The 18,746-nt window shown below is 70.3% G+C and carries 17 protein-coding genes; 14 read left to right on the top strand and 3 right to left on the bottom strand.

All coding sequences use genetic code 11. The annotated features are described in order from the left end of the window. Nucleotides 1-130: 130 nt before the first annotated feature. The 11 genes from ACIP89_RS35345 (at nt 131) to ACIP89_RS35395 (ending at nt 11,675) form a co-directional block, all read left to right on the top strand. A complete protein-coding gene (locus ACIP89_RS35345) occupies nt 131-1,471 on the top strand; it encodes a B12-binding domain-containing radical SAM protein (protein ID WP_402118529.1) in 1,341 nt (446 codons plus the stop codon). After that, entirely contained in the window at nt 1,468-3,579 is a 2,112-nt protein-coding gene (locus ACIP89_RS35350) for a hypothetical protein (protein WP_402118531.1), read from the top strand. Before ACIP89_RS35345 ends, ACIP89_RS35350 begins: the two co-directional genes overlap by 4 nt. Then, nucleotides 3,563-4,591: a radical SAM protein gene (locus ACIP89_RS35355; protein WP_402118533.1), complete on the top strand. Its 1,029-nt coding sequence runs from the start codon at nt 3,563-3,565 to the stop codon at nt 4,589-4,591. Before ACIP89_RS35350 ends, ACIP89_RS35355 begins: the two co-directional genes overlap by 17 nt. Further along, nucleotides 4,588-5,877, top strand: coding sequence for an MFS transporter (locus tag ACIP89_RS35360; RefSeq protein ID WP_402118536.1), 1,290 nt, complete (start codon nt 4,588-4,590; stop codon nt 5,875-5,877). The genes ACIP89_RS35355 and ACIP89_RS35360 overlap by 4 nt, the downstream gene beginning before the upstream one ends. Then, nucleotides 5,874-7,187 carry a class I adenylate-forming enzyme family protein gene (locus ACIP89_RS35365; RefSeq protein WP_402118539.1) on the top strand — a complete coding sequence of 438 codons (1,314 nt, stop codon included), beginning with the start codon at nt 5,874-5,876 and terminating at the stop codon, nt 7,185-7,187. The genes ACIP89_RS35360 and ACIP89_RS35365 overlap by 4 nt, the downstream gene beginning before the upstream one ends. Further along, the gene (locus ACIP89_RS35370; protein WP_402118541.1) at nt 7,184-7,531 is read left to right on the top strand and encodes an acyl carrier protein; all 348 of its coding nucleotides are present in this window, start codon (nt 7,184-7,186) and stop codon (nt 7,529-7,531) included. Before ACIP89_RS35365 ends, ACIP89_RS35370 begins: the two co-directional genes overlap by 4 nt. A 17-nt stretch (nt 7,532-7,548) precedes the next feature. After that, entirely contained in the window at nt 7,549-8,265 is a 717-nt protein-coding gene (locus ACIP89_RS35375; RefSeq protein WP_402118544.1) for a 2OG-Fe(II) oxygenase, read from the top strand. Nucleotides 8,266-8,316: 51 nt separating this feature from the next. Beyond that, on the top strand, nt 8,317-9,096 hold the full coding sequence (locus tag ACIP89_RS35380) for an aspartyl/asparaginyl beta-hydroxylase domain-containing protein (RefSeq protein WP_402118546.1): 780 nt from the start codon (nt 8,317-8,319) through the stop codon (nt 9,094-9,096). 714 nt (nt 9,097-9,810) lie between these two features. Continuing rightward, nucleotides 9,811-10,287, top strand: coding sequence for a 2'-5' RNA ligase family protein (locus tag ACIP89_RS35385; RefSeq protein ID WP_402118547.1), 477 nt, complete (start codon nt 9,811-9,813; stop codon nt 10,285-10,287). Then, nucleotides 10,284-10,586, top strand: coding sequence for a hypothetical protein (locus tag ACIP89_RS35390; RefSeq protein ID WP_402118548.1), 303 nt, complete (start codon nt 10,284-10,286; stop codon nt 10,584-10,586). Before ACIP89_RS35385 ends, ACIP89_RS35390 begins: the two co-directional genes overlap by 4 nt. A gap of 591 nt (nt 10,587-11,177) precedes the next feature. Then, nucleotides 11,178-11,675, top strand: a complete 498-nt coding sequence (locus ACIP89_RS35395) for a hypothetical protein (protein WP_402118549.1) — start codon at nt 11,178-11,180, stop codon at nt 11,673-11,675. Between the two features lie 153 nt (nt 11,676-11,828). Here ACIP89_RS35395 and ACIP89_RS35400 read toward each other — a convergent pair whose 3' ends face one another. Then, on the bottom strand, nt 11,829-12,068 hold the full coding sequence (locus ACIP89_RS35400; RefSeq protein ID WP_402118550.1) for a hypothetical protein: 240 nt from the start codon (nt 12,066-12,068) through the stop codon (nt 11,829-11,831). Between the two features lie 317 nt (nt 12,069-12,385). Here ACIP89_RS35400 and ACIP89_RS35405 point away from each other — a divergent pair, with 317 nt between their 5' ends. The 3 genes from ACIP89_RS35405 to ACIP89_RS35415 all read left to right on the top strand — a co-directional run bounded on the left by ACIP89_RS35405 (nt 12,386) and on the right by ACIP89_RS35415 (nt 15,010). Then, nucleotides 12,386-12,628, top strand: coding sequence for a hypothetical protein (locus tag ACIP89_RS35405; protein ID WP_402118551.1), 243 nt, complete (start codon nt 12,386-12,388; stop codon nt 12,626-12,628). Next, a complete protein-coding gene (locus tag ACIP89_RS35410) occupies nt 12,625-12,843 on the top strand; it encodes a LexA family protein (protein ID WP_402118553.1) in 219 nt (72 codons plus the stop codon). Before ACIP89_RS35405 ends, ACIP89_RS35410 begins: the two co-directional genes overlap by 4 nt. Before the next feature lie 196 nt (nt 12,844-13,039). Next, on the top strand, nt 13,040-15,010 hold the full coding sequence (locus tag ACIP89_RS35415) for an AAA family ATPase (RefSeq protein WP_402118554.1): 1,971 nt from the start codon (nt 13,040-13,042) through the stop codon (nt 15,008-15,010). Between the two features lie 66 nt (nt 15,011-15,076). On the opposite strand, the gene ACIP89_RS35420 is transcribed toward ACIP89_RS35415, so the two are convergent. Next, complete coding sequence (locus tag ACIP89_RS35420; protein WP_402118556.1) at nt 15,077-17,929, bottom strand: Helicase associated domain protein; 2,853 nt, start codon at nt 17,927-17,929, stop codon at nt 15,077-15,079. 36 nt (nt 17,930-17,965) lie between these two features. Continuing rightward, nucleotides 17,966-18,592 carry a hypothetical protein gene (locus ACIP89_RS35425; protein WP_402118559.1) on the bottom strand — a complete coding sequence of 209 codons (627 nt, stop codon included), beginning with the start codon at nt 18,590-18,592 and terminating at the stop codon, nt 17,966-17,968. Nucleotides 18,593-18,746: the final 154 nt, after the last annotated feature.

Genomic DNA, 18,746 nt, shown 5'->3' on the forward strand with positions numbered 1-18,746 from the left:
AGCACAAGGAGGGCGGGGGCAGGCCGCGTCGTCGGTCTGCCCCCGCCACCCTTCTGTCCATCATCCGCAGCGTCTTCCAGAGAGGACCGACATGGCCCGCGTCGCTTTGGTCAATCTGGCCAGTCTCCCCATGCCCGGCAACGAACCGATCTTCCCCATAGGGATCCGGTGCGTGCAGGACGCCCTCGACCTGGCCGGCCACGAGACCCGGCTGATCGACTTCGTGCAGGACCCCGCGGCCGTGGACGATCTGACCTGGGCCACCGAACCCTGGGACGCCATCGGGTTCACCATCCGCAACATTGACCCCATCGACCTCTCCTGCGACGGTCATGTCGAGCACTACATCCGCTTCCTCGACCGGATGCGCGCCGCTCTCGATGCGACGCGCCGGCCACGTCCGCTGCTCGTCGGCGGAGGACCGGGCTACACCCTGTTCGCCGACCAGCTCAGGCCGCTCCTCGGCTTCGACGTCGGCGTCATCGGCCCCGGCGAACAGGCCATGCTCGACATCCTCGCGGCTCCCGAGGAGCACCGCGGACTCCACAAGAACATCACGGGCCGCCGCTACGAGGGCTTCTTGACGGAGGTGCTCCGTCACCCCGAACCCCTCATGAAGGTCTACACGCGGTTCGAGGGCGCCATGATCGGCGTCGAGACCCGCCGGAAAACCTGCTACCAGGGCTGCGTGTACTGCCCGTACGCGTACCTCAACGGCGACAACAGCGGCGACCTGAAGCCCCTCGACCTCATCGCCGCGGAACTCCGGGCGATCCACGCCTCCGGCATCCGCCGCGTCTTCTTCACCGACGGCATCTTCAACAGCGAACTGCGCTTCGCCAAGCAGGTCGTCCAGCTCCTTAAGGAGCTGGCGCTGCCGGGGCTGACGTGGTCGGCGTACTTCACCCCCAAGCCGTTCGACGACGAGTTCGCCGCCCTGCTGGCCGAGAGCGGCGTCGAGTTCGTCGTCATCTCCCCGGACAGCCTCGACGACCGGGTCATGAAACTCCTCGGCAAGACCTTCGACACCCGGCACGTCGACCGCTGCCTCGAACGGTGCCGCAAGCACGGCATCCCGGCGCGGGTGAACGTCGTCTTCGGCGGGCCGGGCGAGGACGCCGCGAGCGTGCGCAACAGCATCGAGTACATCAACTCCAAGCTGCACGACGGCGAGTTGGTCATGCACGTGGGCTACCGCGTGCTGCCGCAGACCGGCATGGCCCGGCAGCTCGGCATGCCGGACGAGGACCTGCTCGCCCCCACGTTCTACCCGTTTCACCCCGACACGTTCTCGTGGATCATCCGCGATCTGGAGAATCGCTTCATGCCGCCGAGCGTGCTGTTCAACTTCATGGCGGCGCGCAGCTCCAGCAAGCGCATGGCGAAGGTTCCGCTGCCCGCCGACCCGCTCAAGACCGCGCCCACGGAGTTCCCGTACCTGGCCCTGAGTCGAGAGCTGCCGCTCGCGTGAACGCTCCGCACGAGAAGAAGCCGGCCGCCGAGGAGGGCCCGGTGCGACGCCTCACCCCTGACGACACCGAGGGCGTCCTGCGGATCGTCGCTCTGGAGGAGCTGGACGCTGCCGCCCTCACCCGCGAACTCGCCCGCCCCGACGACTACCTGTGGATGGGCGTCGACCTGCCCGACGGCCGCCTCGGCGCCGTCCACCGCAGCATGCGATGGGGCGAACACCTGCTCCTGAAGGGCGTATTCGTCGACGAGCCCCTGCGTGGCAGCGGCGCCGCGCTGCAACTCGCGTTCGCGCTGCGCGACACCGCACGCGCCGAGGGCTACGCCGGGCTCGCGGCCTGGGTCGAGCCGCGCAAGCCCGAGGCCGCGCTCGCCCACATGCTGCGGCTGCGGGCCACCGGCCCCCTCCTCCACCGGTTCGACCTCCCGCTGCCCGCCGACGTGCCGTACGCCACCGAGGCGACGGCCCGCTCCCACGGCCGGCTCCAGGTGGCGGCGGCGACACCACCGCCGCTGGTCGCCGATCTCCTGACCAGCGACGAGCACGAGGGCGTGCACTGGGTCCACGACCGGCACCGCCTCGTCCTGAGCGGCTTCCCCGCCGCCTCCGTCACCGACCTGGGGCAGGTCCTCGCCGCCGCGGCCCCCCTGGCCGGAGCGGCCGGCGCACACCGGGTGGAACTGCCCGTGCCCGCCGCCGACCTGCCCGCCGCGTTCCACCTCGCGTCCCTGAAGGCCCACCGCCTCAGCCGTACGCCCGTCAGGCTCGGCCGCACCGACTTCCGCGGCCCCCGCCGAGAACCCCCCCGCACACGAGCGGAAGGAGCAGGTCCACGCATGATGCCGAGCGAAGCACGCACCCTGTCCCTCCAGCCCGACGACGAGCGGGCGCACGCCGAACTGTCCCGGCACGGCCTCGACGCGACCCGCCTGCGTACCCTCCTGGAGGGGCTCGACGACCGGCCCTGGCGGGCCTGGTCGGACACCGTGGAACTCGTCGACGAGGCGAGCGGCCGGAGCACCGCGATGGCGGTCCACGTACCGCCCCACCGCCCTGGCCGGCGCCTCGGCGCCCTGATCGTCCTGCACGGCGCGGGCGGCTCCGGGGAGCAGATCCTGCCGTACTTCACCGCTCTGGGGGACCGCCTCTCGCTCGCGGTCCTCGCGCCCACCGCCCAGGAACTGGGCGCGCCCGAGCACCACCTCGACGTGGCGGGCATCTTCGGCAGCCGCTTCCGCATGCCGCGCTGGGACCTGACCGGCCAGGAATTCCCGCACGCCGCTCTGCGGTGGGCTCGTACCGTGCTGGGCGCCGACCCGGACCGCTGCGTGCTCGCCGGGGTGTCCATGGGCGGACTGGCCACCTGGAACCTCGGCATGCGGTACTGGCACTCCCTCGCCGCCGCCGTCCCCCTCAACGGCGCCCTCTCGATCTGGGAGTCGTTCGGACCCGACCGGCGCACCCGGGCCCTGCTGCCCAACGCGCTGCCCCTCCCCCTCTTCGTGGTCCACGGCGCCGAGGACAGCCGGATCCCGCCCCGGTTCGACCGAGAGTCCGTCGCCACCTTGCGCGAGCAGGGACATGGCGCGCTTGAGTACGTCGAGGTCCCGGACGGCGCGCACGGCCTGGACACCCTGGGACTCGCCGAGGACAGCCCGCTGTTCCGGCGGCTGGAGCGGTGGCTGAGCCGGGCCCGGCGCGCGGGGCTGCCCCTGGAGATCCGCCACCGCGCCGACAACGACACGCACGGCCGCGCCCACTGGGTGGAACTGGGCGGGATCGAGCCCGGCGCTCGGGGCGAGGTCCATGCGCGATGGACCGCCCCGGGGCGCGCCGAAATCGACGTGAGCGGCGCCCGGCGCGTCACGCTTCATCTGCGCGGCGACCGCCTCCCCGTCGGCGGGGCGCTCTCCGTCACCGTCAACGGCGAGGAGTCCACCGTGGTCTTCACGCCCGACGCGGACACCGTGCGCCGCACCTTCCGGGACACCGCCGACGCGGGACTCGTCGCCGAACAGGTCGTCCACCTCGACGTACCGCCCCCGTCCCCGACCGAGCCCACCGAAACGAACGAACACGCGAGGTGTCGCAATGCTGACCCGATCTGACATCCGGGCGTACCTCACCGCCACGGGCCCGGCCCAGGAAGAACTCTTCGCCGAGGCACGACGGCTCAGGGAGGAGCACTTCGGGCCGACCGTGATCCTGCGTGGCGTCATCGAGATCACCAACGTGTGCCGGGTGAACTGCGACTACTGCCCGATGCGCCGCGACAACACCCCCGAGAACGACCACTACTTCATGAGCAGCGACGACATCGTGGCCCGCGCCCGCGCCATCCGCGACGCCGGCATCGACATCGTCCTGCTCCAGGGCGGCGAGACCCCGCGCAACGTCGCCACCCTGGAAGACGCCATACCCCGCATCCGCGAGCTGTTCGACGGGCGCGTCGAGATCCTGCTGAACCTGGGCAACCTGCGACGCGGCCAGTACCAGCGGCTGCGCGACCTGGGCGCCACCAGTTACATCCTCAAGCACGAGACGAGCGACCCCGAGCTCCACCGGGCCATCCGCCACGAACCGCTGGAGACGCGCCTGCGCTGCTTCCGCGACCTCGTGGACCTCGGCTACCGGGTCGGTACGGGCCTCATCTCCAGCCTGCCCGGTCAGACCCTGGACAGCATCGTCGACGACATCGAACTGGCCGAGACCCTTGGCGCCCACATGTGCAGCGTCGCCCCGTTCGTCCCCGCGCCCGACACCCCGCTGCAACTGGAGCCCGCCGGTTCCAACGAACTCGCGCTCAACACCATCGCCGTACTGCGCCTGCACCGGCCGCAGATGCTCATCCCGTCCGTGAGCGCGCTGGAGAAGACGTCCGCGGGCGGCCAGTCCCGCGGCCTGCAGGCCGGCGCCAACGTCATGACCGTCAACTTCACCGGCGCCGACGACCGGCAGCGCTACCTCATCTACGGCAAGAACCGCTACGTGGTGCGAAAGCAGCATGTCGAGGAGCTGACCCGGGCCTCGGGCCTGCGCCTGCGCGGGTCAGTCTTCCTCGACTCCGGGACGAGCACCGATGTTCCCGTGGCGGCGGGTGCCGGGAAGCCGGTGTCGTGAACCACCCCATGAACCTGCACTCCGTCTCGTCCACGAACTTCAGACGCTTCTGGTTCGGCCAGACGCTCTCCCAGTTCGGGACCCGCATCGGCACCCTCGGACTGTCCGTCACCGCCGTCGAACTGCTCGACGCCGACACCCGCCAGGTCGGCGTGCTCGCCGCCGCCTCCACCGTCTGCTACCTCCTCATCGGGCTGCCGGCGGGCGCGTGGGTGGACCGGCTGCTCAAGCGCAGGACCATGATGTGGGCGGCCCTCATCCGGTGCCTGGCCATCCTCACCGTCCCGCTCCTGTGGCTGACGGGCGGCCTCAGGATCGAGGTCCTGTACGCGGTGGCCGTCCTCGTCGGCGTGGTGAGCGTCTTCTTCGACGTCGCCTACCAGTCGTACGTCCCCGTGCTGGTGCCCGAGGACGAGATCGGCGCCGCCAACTCCCGGCTGGAGGCGACCGCGCAGGTCTCGACGCTCGGCGGGCCGGCGCTCGCCGGGCTCCTCATGCGGGTCGTCAGCGCCCCCGTCGTCATGCTCGTGGACTCCTTCACGTACCTCGTCAGCTTCCTGTCCCTGATGGTGACCAAGGACGCCGAGCGGAAGCCCGAACGGGTCGCGGGCGAGGGGAACCGGCTGGCCGCCGACATCGCGGAGGGCCTGCGCTTCGTCCGCGACCAGCCCGTCATCCGGCGGCTCGCCGTCTCCATGGGCGTCTCCAACTTCTTCGCCACCGTGGTGGCGACGCTGGTCCCGGTCCTCGTCATCCGCACCATCGGCTTCGACTCGTTCATGCTCGGGCTCGTCATGACCTGCGGTGCCGCGGGCGGTGTCCTCGGGGCGCTCCTCGCGCCGAAGGCCAGGCAGCGGTTCAGCGCCGGCACCGTGATGTCCTGCGGTCTGCTCATGGCCGCGTTCTTCACCGTCGCCAACCCGGTGGCCGCCGTCCTCGCCCCGCACAGCAAGCCGGCCGCCGGCGCCGTGCTGCTGCTCGGCGAGTTCGGCCTGACCGTGGGCGCGCTCCTCTTCAACGTCACCCAGGTGAGCCTGCGTCAGACGCTCTGCCCCAAGAACCTCCTGGGCCGCATGAACGCCTCGGTCCGCTTCGTCGTCTGGGGCAGCATGCCGCTCGCCGCGCTCGTGGCCGGTTGGCTCGGCTCGGCCATCGGGATCACGCCCACGCTGTGGGTCGGCGTGGCCGGCAGCCTCGCCACCGTCCTGCCCATCCTCACCATCGACCGGCTGATCGACTCCGCTGCCGCCCCCGCCCGGGCGCAGGAGACGGAGGCCGTGCGATGAGCGCGCCACGACGCACCGACCTCGTCGCGCGGATCCTCGCGCACGGGGTACGGGTCGACGGCGAGCCGATCGACGCGGCCGGCTCCGCCTTCCACCGGCTCGCCGCGGAGCTGCCCCGCGCCGGCGCCCGCCCCAGCGACCTCGTCGTCCTCGACGGGCTGCAAGGCCGCGACCTGATCGTCGCCGCGCTCGCCGTCTGGCGGTCGGACTGCGTACCCCTGCCGGTGCCGCCGGGGGAGCGCGCCGAGCAGACGGCCGACGGCCTCGACGGCGCCTGCCGGATCACCCCCGCGCTCGCCGTCCTGCCCGCGGCGCCCGCGCCCCGCGACCCGCGCCTGGCGACGACCGCCGTGCTGCACCTCAGCTCCGGCAGCACCGACCGGCCGAAAGTCGTCCGGCGCGGGATCGCCAGCGTCCTCCAGGACGCGGAGGGCTACCGGCACGGCCTCGGGCTGCGGCCCGGCGACCGGGTCGCCGTCCCCGTGCCGCTCGCCCACTCCTTCGGCTGGGGCGTGAGCGTCGCCGGCCTCCTCGTGGGCTGCGACCTCGACGTCACCCCGCTCGTCCGGGCCGGCACCCTCGCCCGCAAGGCCGACGAGGGTGCCGTGACCGTGCTCGCCGTCACCCCGCCGGTGGCCCGCCTGCTCGCCGGGACCCGCCGCACCGGCACGGTCCGCCCCCGGGCGGCGATGGCCGGCGCGGGTGCCGTGCCGGACGACCTCGACGCGGCGTTCCGGCAGCGGTTCGGCGTCCCCCTGCTGCGCGGCTACGGCTCGACCGAGACCGGAGGCACCTTCTTCGGCGACCGGGGCATGGGCCGCCCGGTGCCGGGCGTCGAGGTCCTCGCGCCGGGCCCCGGCGAGCGCGGCGAGCTGGTGCTGCGCTCCGCCGCCCCCGTCGAGGGCCGCATGGACGACGAGAGCGGGCCCACCCACGAGTGGCACACCGGCGACATCGTCCGCCACGGCGGCGACGGCCTGCTCACCTTCGAGGAACGCGCCCGCGGCCCCCTCCGCCTCAACGGCACCTTCGTCAGGGCGGACCTCGCCCAGCGCCTCCTGCGCGGCGTCCCCGGCGTCCGCGACGTCTTCCCGCTGGTGCTGCCGCGCGAGGACAGGCCCGAGTTCGAGGACTTCTACGCGGTGGTCGAGGGCGACGTCACGGCCGCCGAGCTGACCGCCGCCCTGGCCCGCGCCGACGCCGACGTGCCCGTGCCGCGCGTCCTCGTACGCGAGCGGCTGCCGAGGACCACGGTCGGCAAGACCGACCGCCGAGCGCTGATCGAGTGGGTACGGAAGGCGGGACGATGACGGACCTTGTACAGACCGGGCGGCTCAGGGACTGTGAACTCCTGGTCGCGGGACTAGTCGTGCGGGCCATGGCCGAACGGGGCATCGAACCCCCCGACGCGGCGGCCCTGGCACAGGACGACGCACTGCGCACGCGCGACCTCGCCCTGTTCGGGCTCGACTCGCTCGACTGGATCGCCCTCGCCACGCGCCTGGAGGAGACGATCGACGCCGAACTGCCCGACGAGGCACTGATCACCCCCGCGCACCGCTCCGTGGCGGGCTGGGGCGCGGCCGTCCTCGCCGCGTCCCCGGCCGGACCCCCGCCGCGCCACCCCAACCCGATGACTCCTCGGACCCCCTGACCCCGGAGGTGAGGACCGTGCAGGAAACAGAGCAGGGCCGCCGCTACATCGTCGTCGACGACTTCCTGAGCCCGCAGGACTTCGCGGCGGCACAGGCCCTCATGACGAATACCGCGTTCACGCTGCGCGACAGTGTGATCTCGCCTGAGGACGGACCCGCCCACCGCTCCCGCGGCGCCCGCTTCCGCCACGACCTGGGGACCCCCGACGCCGTACGGCAGCCCGGCGTCTACGAGGAACTGGCCAGGACCGTCCGCGCGTACGCGCACTTCTTCGGTGAGGCGGGCGCCGACTGGGACAGGATCTCGTTCGCCTTCTGGAAGTACCCGGCGGGCAGCCGGCTCGGGTGGCACAACGACGCTGGCCTCGGCAGGCAGGGCGAGTTCATCCTGTTCCTCCACGACCGGTGGCGGCCGTCCTGGGGTGGCGAGCTGAAACTGATCGACGAGGACCCCCTGCCGGCGAGCGACGAGGAGAACGCCGAGAAGGACCTCGTCCTGCGCATGGAGACACGGATCGCCCGCAGCCGCACCAGCCCGGTCGCCATCGTGCCGCGGCCGAACCGGCTGGTCATGGTCAAGGCGGACACTGTGCACACCATCAGCCGCGTGGACCACACTGCGGGCGACGTGCTGCGCCGCACCCTCACCGGCTTCGTCGCCAAGAGCCCCACCCGCGTACGGACCCGCGAGAGCGCGCTGGAGAGCCTCAGCGCGCTGCTCACCGCCGACTGACCGACCGGGCACACTCCCGCTGGACCGACACCCCGATGTCTGGAGGACGACATGCAACCGTGGCTAGCCGAGAGCCCAGCCTACCTGGAGCGATGGATCGACGAGCAGGGCGTGGACAGGCCCTCGCTGGAGCGGGTGACCAGCGGCCTGGAGATCGCCCTCCAGAGCAAGGCCGACGAGCACCTGAGCGGCGGCCAGGAGCCCAACCTCTTCGTACACGGCCTCACCGAGAAGGCATGGTGGGACGACGCGGACTTCCCCTGGCTCGCGGGCGTGGAGGCGGCCACGCCGGACATCAGGGCGGAGTTCGAGAGCCTCGGGGGCCTCGCCGGGAAGCGGGTCGTCGCCAACCCGACCGAACTGGCCGACGAGGGCCGCTGGTCGGCGCACTACCTCTACTACTCCGCGAAGTCCTACCCCCGCAACCTCAGCGCCTGCCCGGCCACCGTACGGGCGTTGCGGCCCGCCCACGGGGCGCTGGGCTGCGGCATGACGTACTTCTCGGTGCTCGACCCCGGCACGCACATCGCGGCGCACACCGGCTTCACCAACGCCCATCTGCGCTGCCACCTGGGCCTCGTGACCCCCGAGGGGGCGCGGATGCGGGTTGGTGACCGGACGAGGACATGGGAGTCCGGCAAGGCCTTCGTCTTCGACGACTCCTACGACCACGAGGTGTGGAACGACAGCGACCAGGGGCGCGCCGTCCTGCTGTTCGACATCTGGCACCCGGAGCTGACGGAGATCGAGATCAGGGCCGTGTCCTACCTGATGGAGGTCTCGCGCAAGCTGATCTACCGGTCCTTCTGGACCAAGGAGTTCGTCGCCTGAACCGCTGGGGGAGGTCAGGCGAGGGCCGCCGGCCGCTCGGGTGTACGCCCCCGCCCTCGGCATCAGGAGGAGAAGGAAGCCGGCGTTCTCGGCGTGGGAGTGGTAACCGGGCTGGATCGTGAAAGACGGGCCCGCGCAGAACAGGTCGGCGTAGACCTTGAACGGCTGGTCCGACCCGTGGTTCACCTGGTGCGTCACCGGAGGCAGCGCCTGGCAGCCTTGCGGGTCGGTGTACGTGGTCAACGGCTGGAGCTCGTCGGTGAGCACCACGGCGTCGCCGGTGCCGGCGACCGCCGGGGAGGTACCGGCCAGGCCCAATACGGAACCTGCCGCCATCAGAAGCCGTATTTCAATCGATCATGTGGCCTGCTGATCGATGGGGTGTTCCGGCCGGTGGTCCCGTGCGGGTGATCTTCGCGGGCCGGGGTATGGAGGAAGGACCTCCTGGTAGCGAGTGGTTGTCGAAAACACCGCGTTCCAGGAGGTCCTGTTGTGGACGCGAAGCACGATCAGTCAGTCCTCTGGCAGGTGTGCGCCGCCAGCGCCAGCAGTGCACGGCGTGCCGGAGATCTCCAGAGGACAAGATCGTGAGACAGAAGTGCCGTGTCCTCAAAATGAGACAGTCGGGAAGGTCCAGGTCGCTACGCCGGAACGGGACATTCCATTTGCGTGCCTACAGACGGGTTCGCTCCGCCGGCCCCGGGATTGCGGAGTGTGCCGTTGGAGGGAATCCACTGCACGCTCCTGCACGCGGTCGGGCTGCACCGCGACGACGTCGACCTGGACGCGCTCCTGAAGGACGTCGAAGACCGCGCGCGGACCGTGGATCCCTTCACCCTGACGTTCGACCGGCCCGCCATCGGTGCGATAGCGGTGGAGATCAGCGGGTGGCCGGGGAACCCGTTCACTGCGGTCGTGGAGATGCTCATCCAGGCGATGGCCCGCACCGGAGCCGCCTTCGCCCCGGCCCCGAGCCGCTACCCCCACCTGTCCCTCGCCTACACCTCCGACGGCGCCCAGGACGTCGACGCCGTCACCCTGCGCGCCGCGCTGGCCGCCATCGAGGAGCCGCTGTCGGCGACGGTGGCCGTGGACCGGCTGCACCTGGTGGAGCAGTGGCACGACGGCGCCCACATCAGGTGGGAGCCGATCGCCGAAGTCCGCCTCGCACAAGCGGTGGTGCCCGCATGACCTTCCCCGGGACACGGCCGATCCACGGCGACACCCTGCACCTCACGACCGACACCACCACCACGACGACGATCACCGGGGCCATCACCTGCCAGGGGATCCTGCGCGAGGGCCGCGGCTTCGTGGAACTCACCCTGCCCGATGCTGACCCCGAGCAGCGCCGGACCCTGGAGTACGCCAAGAGCTACCAGTACGACCTCTACCGGGGCGGCGCGCTGCTCTACTCCTCACCGCCGCTGAGGATCAGCGGGATCCGGCGGATCAGCGACGGCTCGCTCGTGGTGACCGGGGCACCCTGACCTCACCGGTGAAGATCGCCCGCGCCCAGGTCCTCGCGATGATCGAGGAACGGGCCGGGCCGTTCGCACGCGGACCTGGCCGCCCTGTTCTGTGCGTTCAGCCCAGACGAGGTGGAGCCGGATCCCCCTGACGACGCTGCCGGCTCATGACGGCACCGGACTCGAAAAGGAGTTCCGGGGTCGGGGAGCCGAGCCCGAGGCGATCATGGACTATGTGCTCATGAGCACGATGCGTCGCCGTCTCGGCACCGGACCGGTCACCCCTGCAACAGCTCAGCCGGGGAGGGAGCAGCCGCGTCTGCTGGCGGCCGAGCGCATCGAGCCCGAGGCGCGCCTGGCGGCCCGGAGCGACGAAGCGGTCGAAGGGCGGGGCCGGCGGAAGCTCGGGGATGGTTCTGTGTTTCCCGCCGGGCTGGGGTTCACCGGTTCGGGTATTCAGGGTTCGTCGGCGCCCGGGGTCGGGCAGGGTCGGAGCAGTGGGGCCGACGATCGGGCAGTGGGGTAGGGGCTATGTGGGAGACCGAGGAGTTCGGCGCGTCGCATGAGGGGCGCCCGGGAGCGGTGCTGGCTGGCGGCGCAGAGCCAAAGCCGGTGTACCTCGACACCGGCAGCGGTGCGGAGATCCACAAGATCAGCGACTGGTGGGTCTACGACGGCACCCGGCGCGCCCCGCTCGCGACCGCGCTGCGCGGGTCGTGCTCGTGCGGCTGGCGCGGTACGGATCTGCACCCCCTGGACTGGCAGGAGGTCACCGACGCCGGAGGCCCGGACCTGTACGACACCACCGGCCCGGAAGCCGACTGGGACCAGCACATCGACGACATCGAAGCCCGCACCGTCCCCGTCCCCGACGACATCACCGCCCTCCTCACCCAGCTACGCACCCGTCTGGACACCCTGGCCACGGACGCACCGCTCGCCGCACTGAAGGTCATCGGCACCCTTGAGCGCACCAGCGCCGATACCGCCAGGGCCGCCGCCTACACGGTCGATACCGACGAGAAGCCCTGGGACATGATCGCCGCCGCCCTCGGACTCACCGAGACCGATGCCCGCGCCCTCCTCATGCGCTACACCCGACGCTTCTGAGGACCGGATGGGGGTGCGTTCGCGTTGGGGGAGTCGTACATCATGACGTGCGAGATCCGTCGGCCCGAGACGGGCCTGACGGACGGGTAGGACGCGGCCCGGGCTGGGGCACCGCAGGCGGCGAGGGGGTCAGGGCACGTCGCCCTCCCACACCTACGGGCCGTCAGGACGGCTGAAGGTAGGCCCATATGAGGCCCGGCCGCCCGGTCCGTATGCACTCTGAGGAGTGATCAACAACGCGCCGATGGTGATCTCCTCTTCCGTCCAGCCGGTCACCTCGATCAGCTGTCCGTCGAGCGGCCCACCGGTCAGCTCGCGGTAGTCGCGGCCGGGCTCTGGCCCGTGCTCCGGGTCATCACGCTCGCTGCCGTACACCCTCGGTCCCTGTGTCATGCGACCAGTCTGGTGCGACACGGGGTCCACCAAGACGGGAATCGGTGCACCTCTACCTCGAAGAGTCCCTGCCCGCTACACAGCCCATACAGGTGCAACACCAGCCTGTGGCAGTGAAACGCTCCTGCACGTGTTTCACCCCTGAACTGCGCCGATGCCCTGGACGGAGGTGCGTGGAGCCGATGCAGGGCCGTGCGTTGCAGGCACCCCGCCATGTTCGGTGGCTGCCGGTAGGGCTGTGCGGATGATCGGGCAGCGAGCACGGACACACGTGTCCAGACGTGACAAGAAAATCGAACACACGATCTAATACGGGAATGGATGCCCCCACCTTCCCCGCCGACCTGGTACAGGCCCAGCGCGACCTCAACGCCACATACGACGCCCTCGCCACACCCCGCCAGCACGGCAACACTGCACTGCGCCGCCGCCTTCTCCTCCTGTCCGCCCGCATCTGGTGGCACCCCTTCTGGAACACCCGACCGTCCGGCAGGCCGGCGGGCCGGACCGAGCTGCGCCGTCAGGCCCGCGGTGACCGTCGTGCAGCGAGGGCGGCATGAGTTCCGATGCTCCGACTGATCGGCAGGTCCAGATTCTGCGGGTGATCAGTAACTGGATCGCGGATTACGGCGAAGGGCCCTCGATTCGGCAGATCGGAGAACGGGTCGGCCTGTCCAGCACCAGCTCGGTTGCCTACCAGCTCGGGCGCCTGGAAGACCTGGGACTGATCAGCCGCACCGGGCGCCGTTGGCGCTCGTGCCAGCTCGGCACCTGAGTTCCTTCGCCCTGTCAGCGATACCAGGCTTACCAGCCAAGGCCGAGACTTTGAAATCCCCGGGTCGCTGTCAGTGCCCGCGCGCATACTGGCGGATCAAGCCAATGCCGTGCGGCTGCGGCCTCCATCTGTCTGCGGAGGTGCGGGACCGTCGGCTGATCGACCAGGACAACGACGCCCTGGGGGATGGACGCCCATGCTGTTGCACACGGTAGAGATCGACGCGTTCCGGAACTTCACCAACTCCCAGACCATGGCGGTTGATCCCGGCGTGACATGCCTGATCGGCAAGAACGAGTCGGGCAAGACGACGATCCTCAAGGCCCTGCACCGGCTGAATCCCGCGAATGACGCCGATGAGTTCGACGTGACCACGGACTACCCGCGTCGGCGGCTCTCGCGTGACCGGCGGGACAAGGACCTGGGACAGGTCGCGCCCGTCAGGGCGGTCTTCTCCCTGGAGGAGACCGACCTCGACAAGCTCGAAGACCACCTGGGTATACGTCCCCCCGTCCAAACCATCGTGGAGGCGTCACGGACCTACGGTGGGGTCCTCGAGGTCGGCTTCTCGTGCGCGCTGGAACACGTGCTGGAGCAGGTATTCCAGGAGACCGGCATCGACGACGCCGATGACCGTGAGCTGCTCAAGGGTGAGCAGACCATTCCCGGCGTCGTAACCGCGGCGAAAGCCCACGCCAAGCAGCTGAAGGAAGACAAGAAGACGGCGCGCGCCAAGGTGCTCGACAAGGTGCCTGCCGAGCTGAACAAGTACAAGCTGCTGATCGACAGCGACTTGGACGAGGATCAGGTCGAGGCCCTGGCTAGTCTCGTTCCGAAGTTCTTCTACTTCTCCACCTACGAGCTGCTGCCGGGCGAGAGCGACCTCCACGCCCTTGCTGAGCGCACTAAGGCCGGAAAGCGGCTCAAGGGAGACGAGACGATCCTGTCGCTGCTCCGCCTGGCCGGAGAGGGGCCCGACGACTTCCTGGACGACGACTACAACAGCCGCAAGGCTGAACTCCAGTCAGCCAGTATGGAACTGAGCGCCCAAGTCTTCGAGTACTGGAAGCAGAACGACGCGCTGTCCGTCGTGTTCGACACCGACCTCATCCCGATGCCAGCCGATGCCAACGGTCAGCCGGTTCCGCACCACCGGATCCTGAAGATCGAGCTGCGCGACGAGCGCCACGGAGTGGAGACGAACTTCGCCACCCGCTCCACCGGCTTCCAGTGGTTCTTCTCCTTCCTCGCCGCGTTCAGCGCCTACCGTGACCGAGGTGAACGCGTCGTGGTCCTCCTGGACGAGCCCGGCACCAGCCTGCACGGTGAAGCCCAGGGCGACTTCCTGCGCTACATCTACGGAGAGATCGGCACCAAGCAGCAGGTCCTCTACACCACCCACTCCCAGCACATGATCGACCCCACCCGGTACGAGACCATGCGCGCCATCCACGACCAGGCCACACGCGAGGACCCCGCTCTCGGAGTGGTCATTACCCCGGTCAGCTTGTCCGCCGACGCCAAGACGATCCTGCCGGTGGAAGCAGCCCTGGGGTACTCCGTCGCCCAGCACCTCTTTCTGGGAGCCGGGCCGCTCCTGGCCGTGGAAGGCAGCAGCGACTTCGTCTTCCTCATGCGGATGTCCGACTACCTGATCAGTCAGGGCCGGACCGGCCTCGATCCCAAGCTGGCCATCATCCCGGTCGGCGGCATCGGCAACATGCCGGCCTTCGTAGCAGTCATGGGGCGGCGTCTGGACGTTCGCGCGCTGATCGACGGAGCGGATACCACCAAGGTGACCGCCAAAGTCCTCCGCGCCGCGAAGGCCGCTGAGGTCGACGAGTCCCACATCATCATCATTGGCCAGATCGAAGGACTGCCCGAGACCGCGGACATCGAGGACCTGTTCTCCGTCAAGGACTACCTCTGGCTCTACAACAAGGCCACAAACGTCGCGGTGAACGAGTCGGACCTGCTTGTCTCGGACAACCCCACAGCGATCCTCATGCGGATCGGCGTCGCCCGCGGCAAGCAAAAGGAACCTCGAGACTTCGACCACGTGGGACCCGCGCACCAGCTCACCCGCGACCGGGAAGAGTTCTTCGGACAGGTCGACAGCGAGACTCTCAATCGCTTCGAGGATGTGTTCAAGCGACTCGCCAACTAGGCCGGCCGCACAGAGAGCCCCGGACATCATCTGCGATGTCCGGGGCTCGGTTCGGTGCGGTGGTGGTCAGTAGTCGTCGCGTTCGGAGGGCGGTCCGTACTGCTCGATGAGATCGCAGGTGCAGCTCCCGCCCTCGTGGAGCGTCTTGTCGCACTCATCATGGTGGACACGCTGAGGCGGTGCGGCCTGCACAGGGGCGGGCTGCGCCGGAGCGTCCTGGGCGACTCGGACCGCTCCCGCCCAGTCGACGCCCAGCGTGGCGAGAGCGGCGCGCTGGGCGGCGCTGAGCTTGTCCCGCCTCGACTTGGTGTTCGAGACCCACACGCCCAGCTTCACGATCACCGGCTCCGCCTCACCGTCCACCATGATCGTCTCGCTGTGCCCGCGCGGCACCGCCCGCTGCCCTTCCCGCTCCGCCCACTGCGCCAGAGCTGCCAAGCCCCGCTGGAACGCAGCCTCCGCCTTGCTTCCGGCCTTCCTCGGGCCCGAGGCTGCGTCGGCCGGCGCAGCAGGGAGCTCCGTCAGGGCGGCAGCGGTCACGGGGAGGGTGGCGCCGCGGATGCCCAGGACGGTCAACCGCTCGCGCTGCTCGGGCAGGAGCTGCGCCCAGGTACCCGGCTCCTGCTGACGCCACCTCCATGAGCCGATGTCATCACCGTCGTGCATGACGCCGCCCGCGATATAGGGCAGCACGCCGTCGGCGTCGACCAGGTCGGCGAGCACCCGGTAGTGCCGCTGCCAGTTCAGCGGCCACGGGCAGTCCCAGTCCGGGTCGATCTCGGTGAGCTGCTGCGCGCGCTTCGCCGCCCGATCCGCGTCCTTACCCAGACCACCCCTGCGCCGGAGGTTGGCGAGGTGCTGCCCGATGGGCACCCTCGCCTCGCCCTCGCCCCACACCGCGTCCTGCCGGGGAGCGAGGTGCCCGGTGGCCCGGCGGTACGACCGGAGCGCGGCGAGCTTGCTCTCCCACGCCTCCTCGCCCGGCTCCCAGACCATCCCGGCCTCCGGCGCGTCCAGCAGCGTCTTGCGGCGGTCCTCCAGCTCCCCGGCCCGCAGCGCCTTCCGCTGCTGGTGCACCCACCGGCCAAGCGGGAAGTCCTTCGTGACGCCGACCTCGACCTCCACGTCGTACGGGACGGCGTGTACGCCGGTGATCTCGTTCTCCGCCCGCCAGCGGATCAGGGCCTGGTAGCCCTCCAGCCACACCAGCGACTCCGGCCGGTACACCCGCGTACGGAGGAACGCCGCAATCGTCGCCGCGTCGCGCGGGCTGGAGAAGTGCAACAGGGCCGCTTCGGCGGCGGCCTGCGTGTCGTCGTCCTCCTGGTCCTCGCCGCCGGCCCCGACGATCCGGCCGTCGTCGTCCCGCTTGACGTGGAGCTTGCGCTTGCCGCTGGTGAGTGCGCGGGAGGCGAGCTGCTCGACGAGTCGCTCATCATGCGAGCGCAGGCCCTGGAGGACCGCTACGAGGGGGCGGAACGAGGCGCTGGCCACCATGTCGGTCGGGTCCTCGTTTGGCTCCAGGAAGACCGGCACGATGATCCTGGCGACCTTCGTGGAGCCGTCTTGGTTCAACCTGAGCGCGCGGCCGATGTTCTGCACGATCTCTACCTGGGAGCCGCGGGTGTCCGCGAAGCAGATCGAGTCGACTCCCCGCTCGCCGGTGATGTCCACGCCCTCCCCGAGCACGCGAACGCTGGCGAGGAAGGCGCGGTGCACCCGGCGCCCGGTGGCGTCGATGCCGTTGGCGAACTGACGCAGCGCCTCCCGCCGCTCGGCTACGAGGTGGTCGCCGCACAGCCACGCCGACCAGACGCGGTCCGGGGGTACGTGGCGGCCTGCCTCCAGCTCGTAGAACTCTGCGTCGATCGAGGACGCGGGGAGCTTGTCGGCGGCGGCCAGGTCGTCGTCGGAGGCGTCGTTCAGGTACAGCGCGGCTGCGGTCTCGGGGAGCTTGTCCGCGAACGCGCGGGCCTCTTCGACCTTCTGGTGGAACGTCATGACCGTACGGAGGTTGTACGCCGCCGCGTGCTCCAACAGTGCGGTCTGCAGGAGCGCCAGGCGCCGGCCCCGCTGCGCCTCCTCCGACTCCCCGAGGACAGGCGAGGGATCGCGGATCTCCAGGACGTCGATCTCGAATCCGGCAAGGATTTCGCGCTCGATGGCCTCGCTCAGACCGAGCTCTGCGAGCCACGCGCCGTAGGTTCCCTCCGGGTCGTCCGACATCGTCGCGAGCTCCACCTCCTGGCCGTCCGCGCCCTTCTGCGGGCGGGCCGCGGCGAGGATGCGCGGGGTCGCGGTGAGGTAGAGCCGGAAGTCCGCCGGGATCCGCTGGTTGTCGTGGATTGCCGCCCACGGCCGCCCAAGATCACCAGCGGTTCCGTGGGCCTCATCCACGATGGCGAGGTCGAACCGGTCCATGCGCTGTCCGTACAGGCGCTCTCCGCCCGCCAGAGCGGCCTCCAGCGGCCCGCGAACCTTCCGCTGGCCCTCGGGTGCGTCGATGTCCTCGCGGTCCACGAGAGAGGCGTATGTGGCGAACACGACCACGGGCCCGTGCCCGGCCCACAGGGCGAGCTGGATGGGGTTGGTGGTGGTGCGCACTCCGAGCTCGTTCAGGACCGCGTCGTTTTCCAGGGAGCACACCGCGACCATCGGGGCCCGGTGGCCGACTGCACGCCACGCCTGGGCGGTCTGGGCGAGCAGGTCCAGGGTCGGGACCGTGACGAGGATCCGGCCGTCCGCGAAGCTCTCCAGCGCGCACGCGGCGGCCGTGATCGTCTTGCCCGAGCCGGTCGCTGACACGATCGTTCCGCGGGCACCCTGCGGGGGCACGGATGACCTTGCAGGGAATCCCACCCACTTCCTAAACGCGGACCTCTGGTCTACCTGGTGTTCCTTGAGCCGAATCGCTGACATTCCGTGCCTCCCCTGGAGTTGAATTCCTGCGGTCTTTCAGAGGGCCGCGTGCGGAATGCAGGCCGCGCCCATGTCGTTCCAGATCGACGCATCCGCCTTGTGCCAGCCGCCCGGCTTTCCGTCCTTGAAGGGCGGCTTGTCGTCCGGGTCGTAGTGACCGGCATCGAGCGTGCAGACGACGTAGTCCCCATCGCTGTTGACCGTCCGGGCCGTGCACAGACCGCCGGCCTCGCCCAGCGCCTCCAGGACCTGGCGGCGCCTGGTGGTGTGCGGGTGAGTGGCCGGCAGGACGGCTTCCCGGACGTACCGCTCCAGCCGCACCAGGTCGGCGCGCTCACGCTGCCTCACGCCCGCGATGTGTACGGCCAGTTCAGCGGCCCCGGCCGACCGGCCGCCGCGCCGGGACCACTCCCGGTCCGCGATGCCCACCAGGGCCTCGCTCACGGCCGCCACGCCCTTGTCCCAGCCGTCCTCGAACTCAGCGCCACGAGGGTGCGGCGCCATGCCGTCCAGCTCCACCACCTGGCACTGCGCCCCTGCGACCGCCCCGGCCTCCAGCGCGGCCACCAGGTCGTCCGCCTCGCTCGCGGGCACTCCCTGCGCCTCCAGGAGCGCGAACAGCCTCAACCGGGCGTTCACGCCTGCCGTCTGATACTGGCTCACCCGGCGCACAGAATCGCTGCTCAGCGCGGGATCGGGTCCGGTAGATTCGTGGTGACCGGTCATCTGCGGTCGTTCCTCTCGGAATTCCGGGGAGGTTCCCGGGTGGTTGGGGGGTGTCCCGTGTTTCCGCCAACGGTACATGCTGCATCAACCC

Source organism: Streptomyces sp. NPDC088730, from assembly GCF_044751215.1.
Taxonomy (GTDB): Bacteria; Actinomycetota; Actinomycetes; order Streptomycetales; family Streptomycetaceae; genus Streptomyces.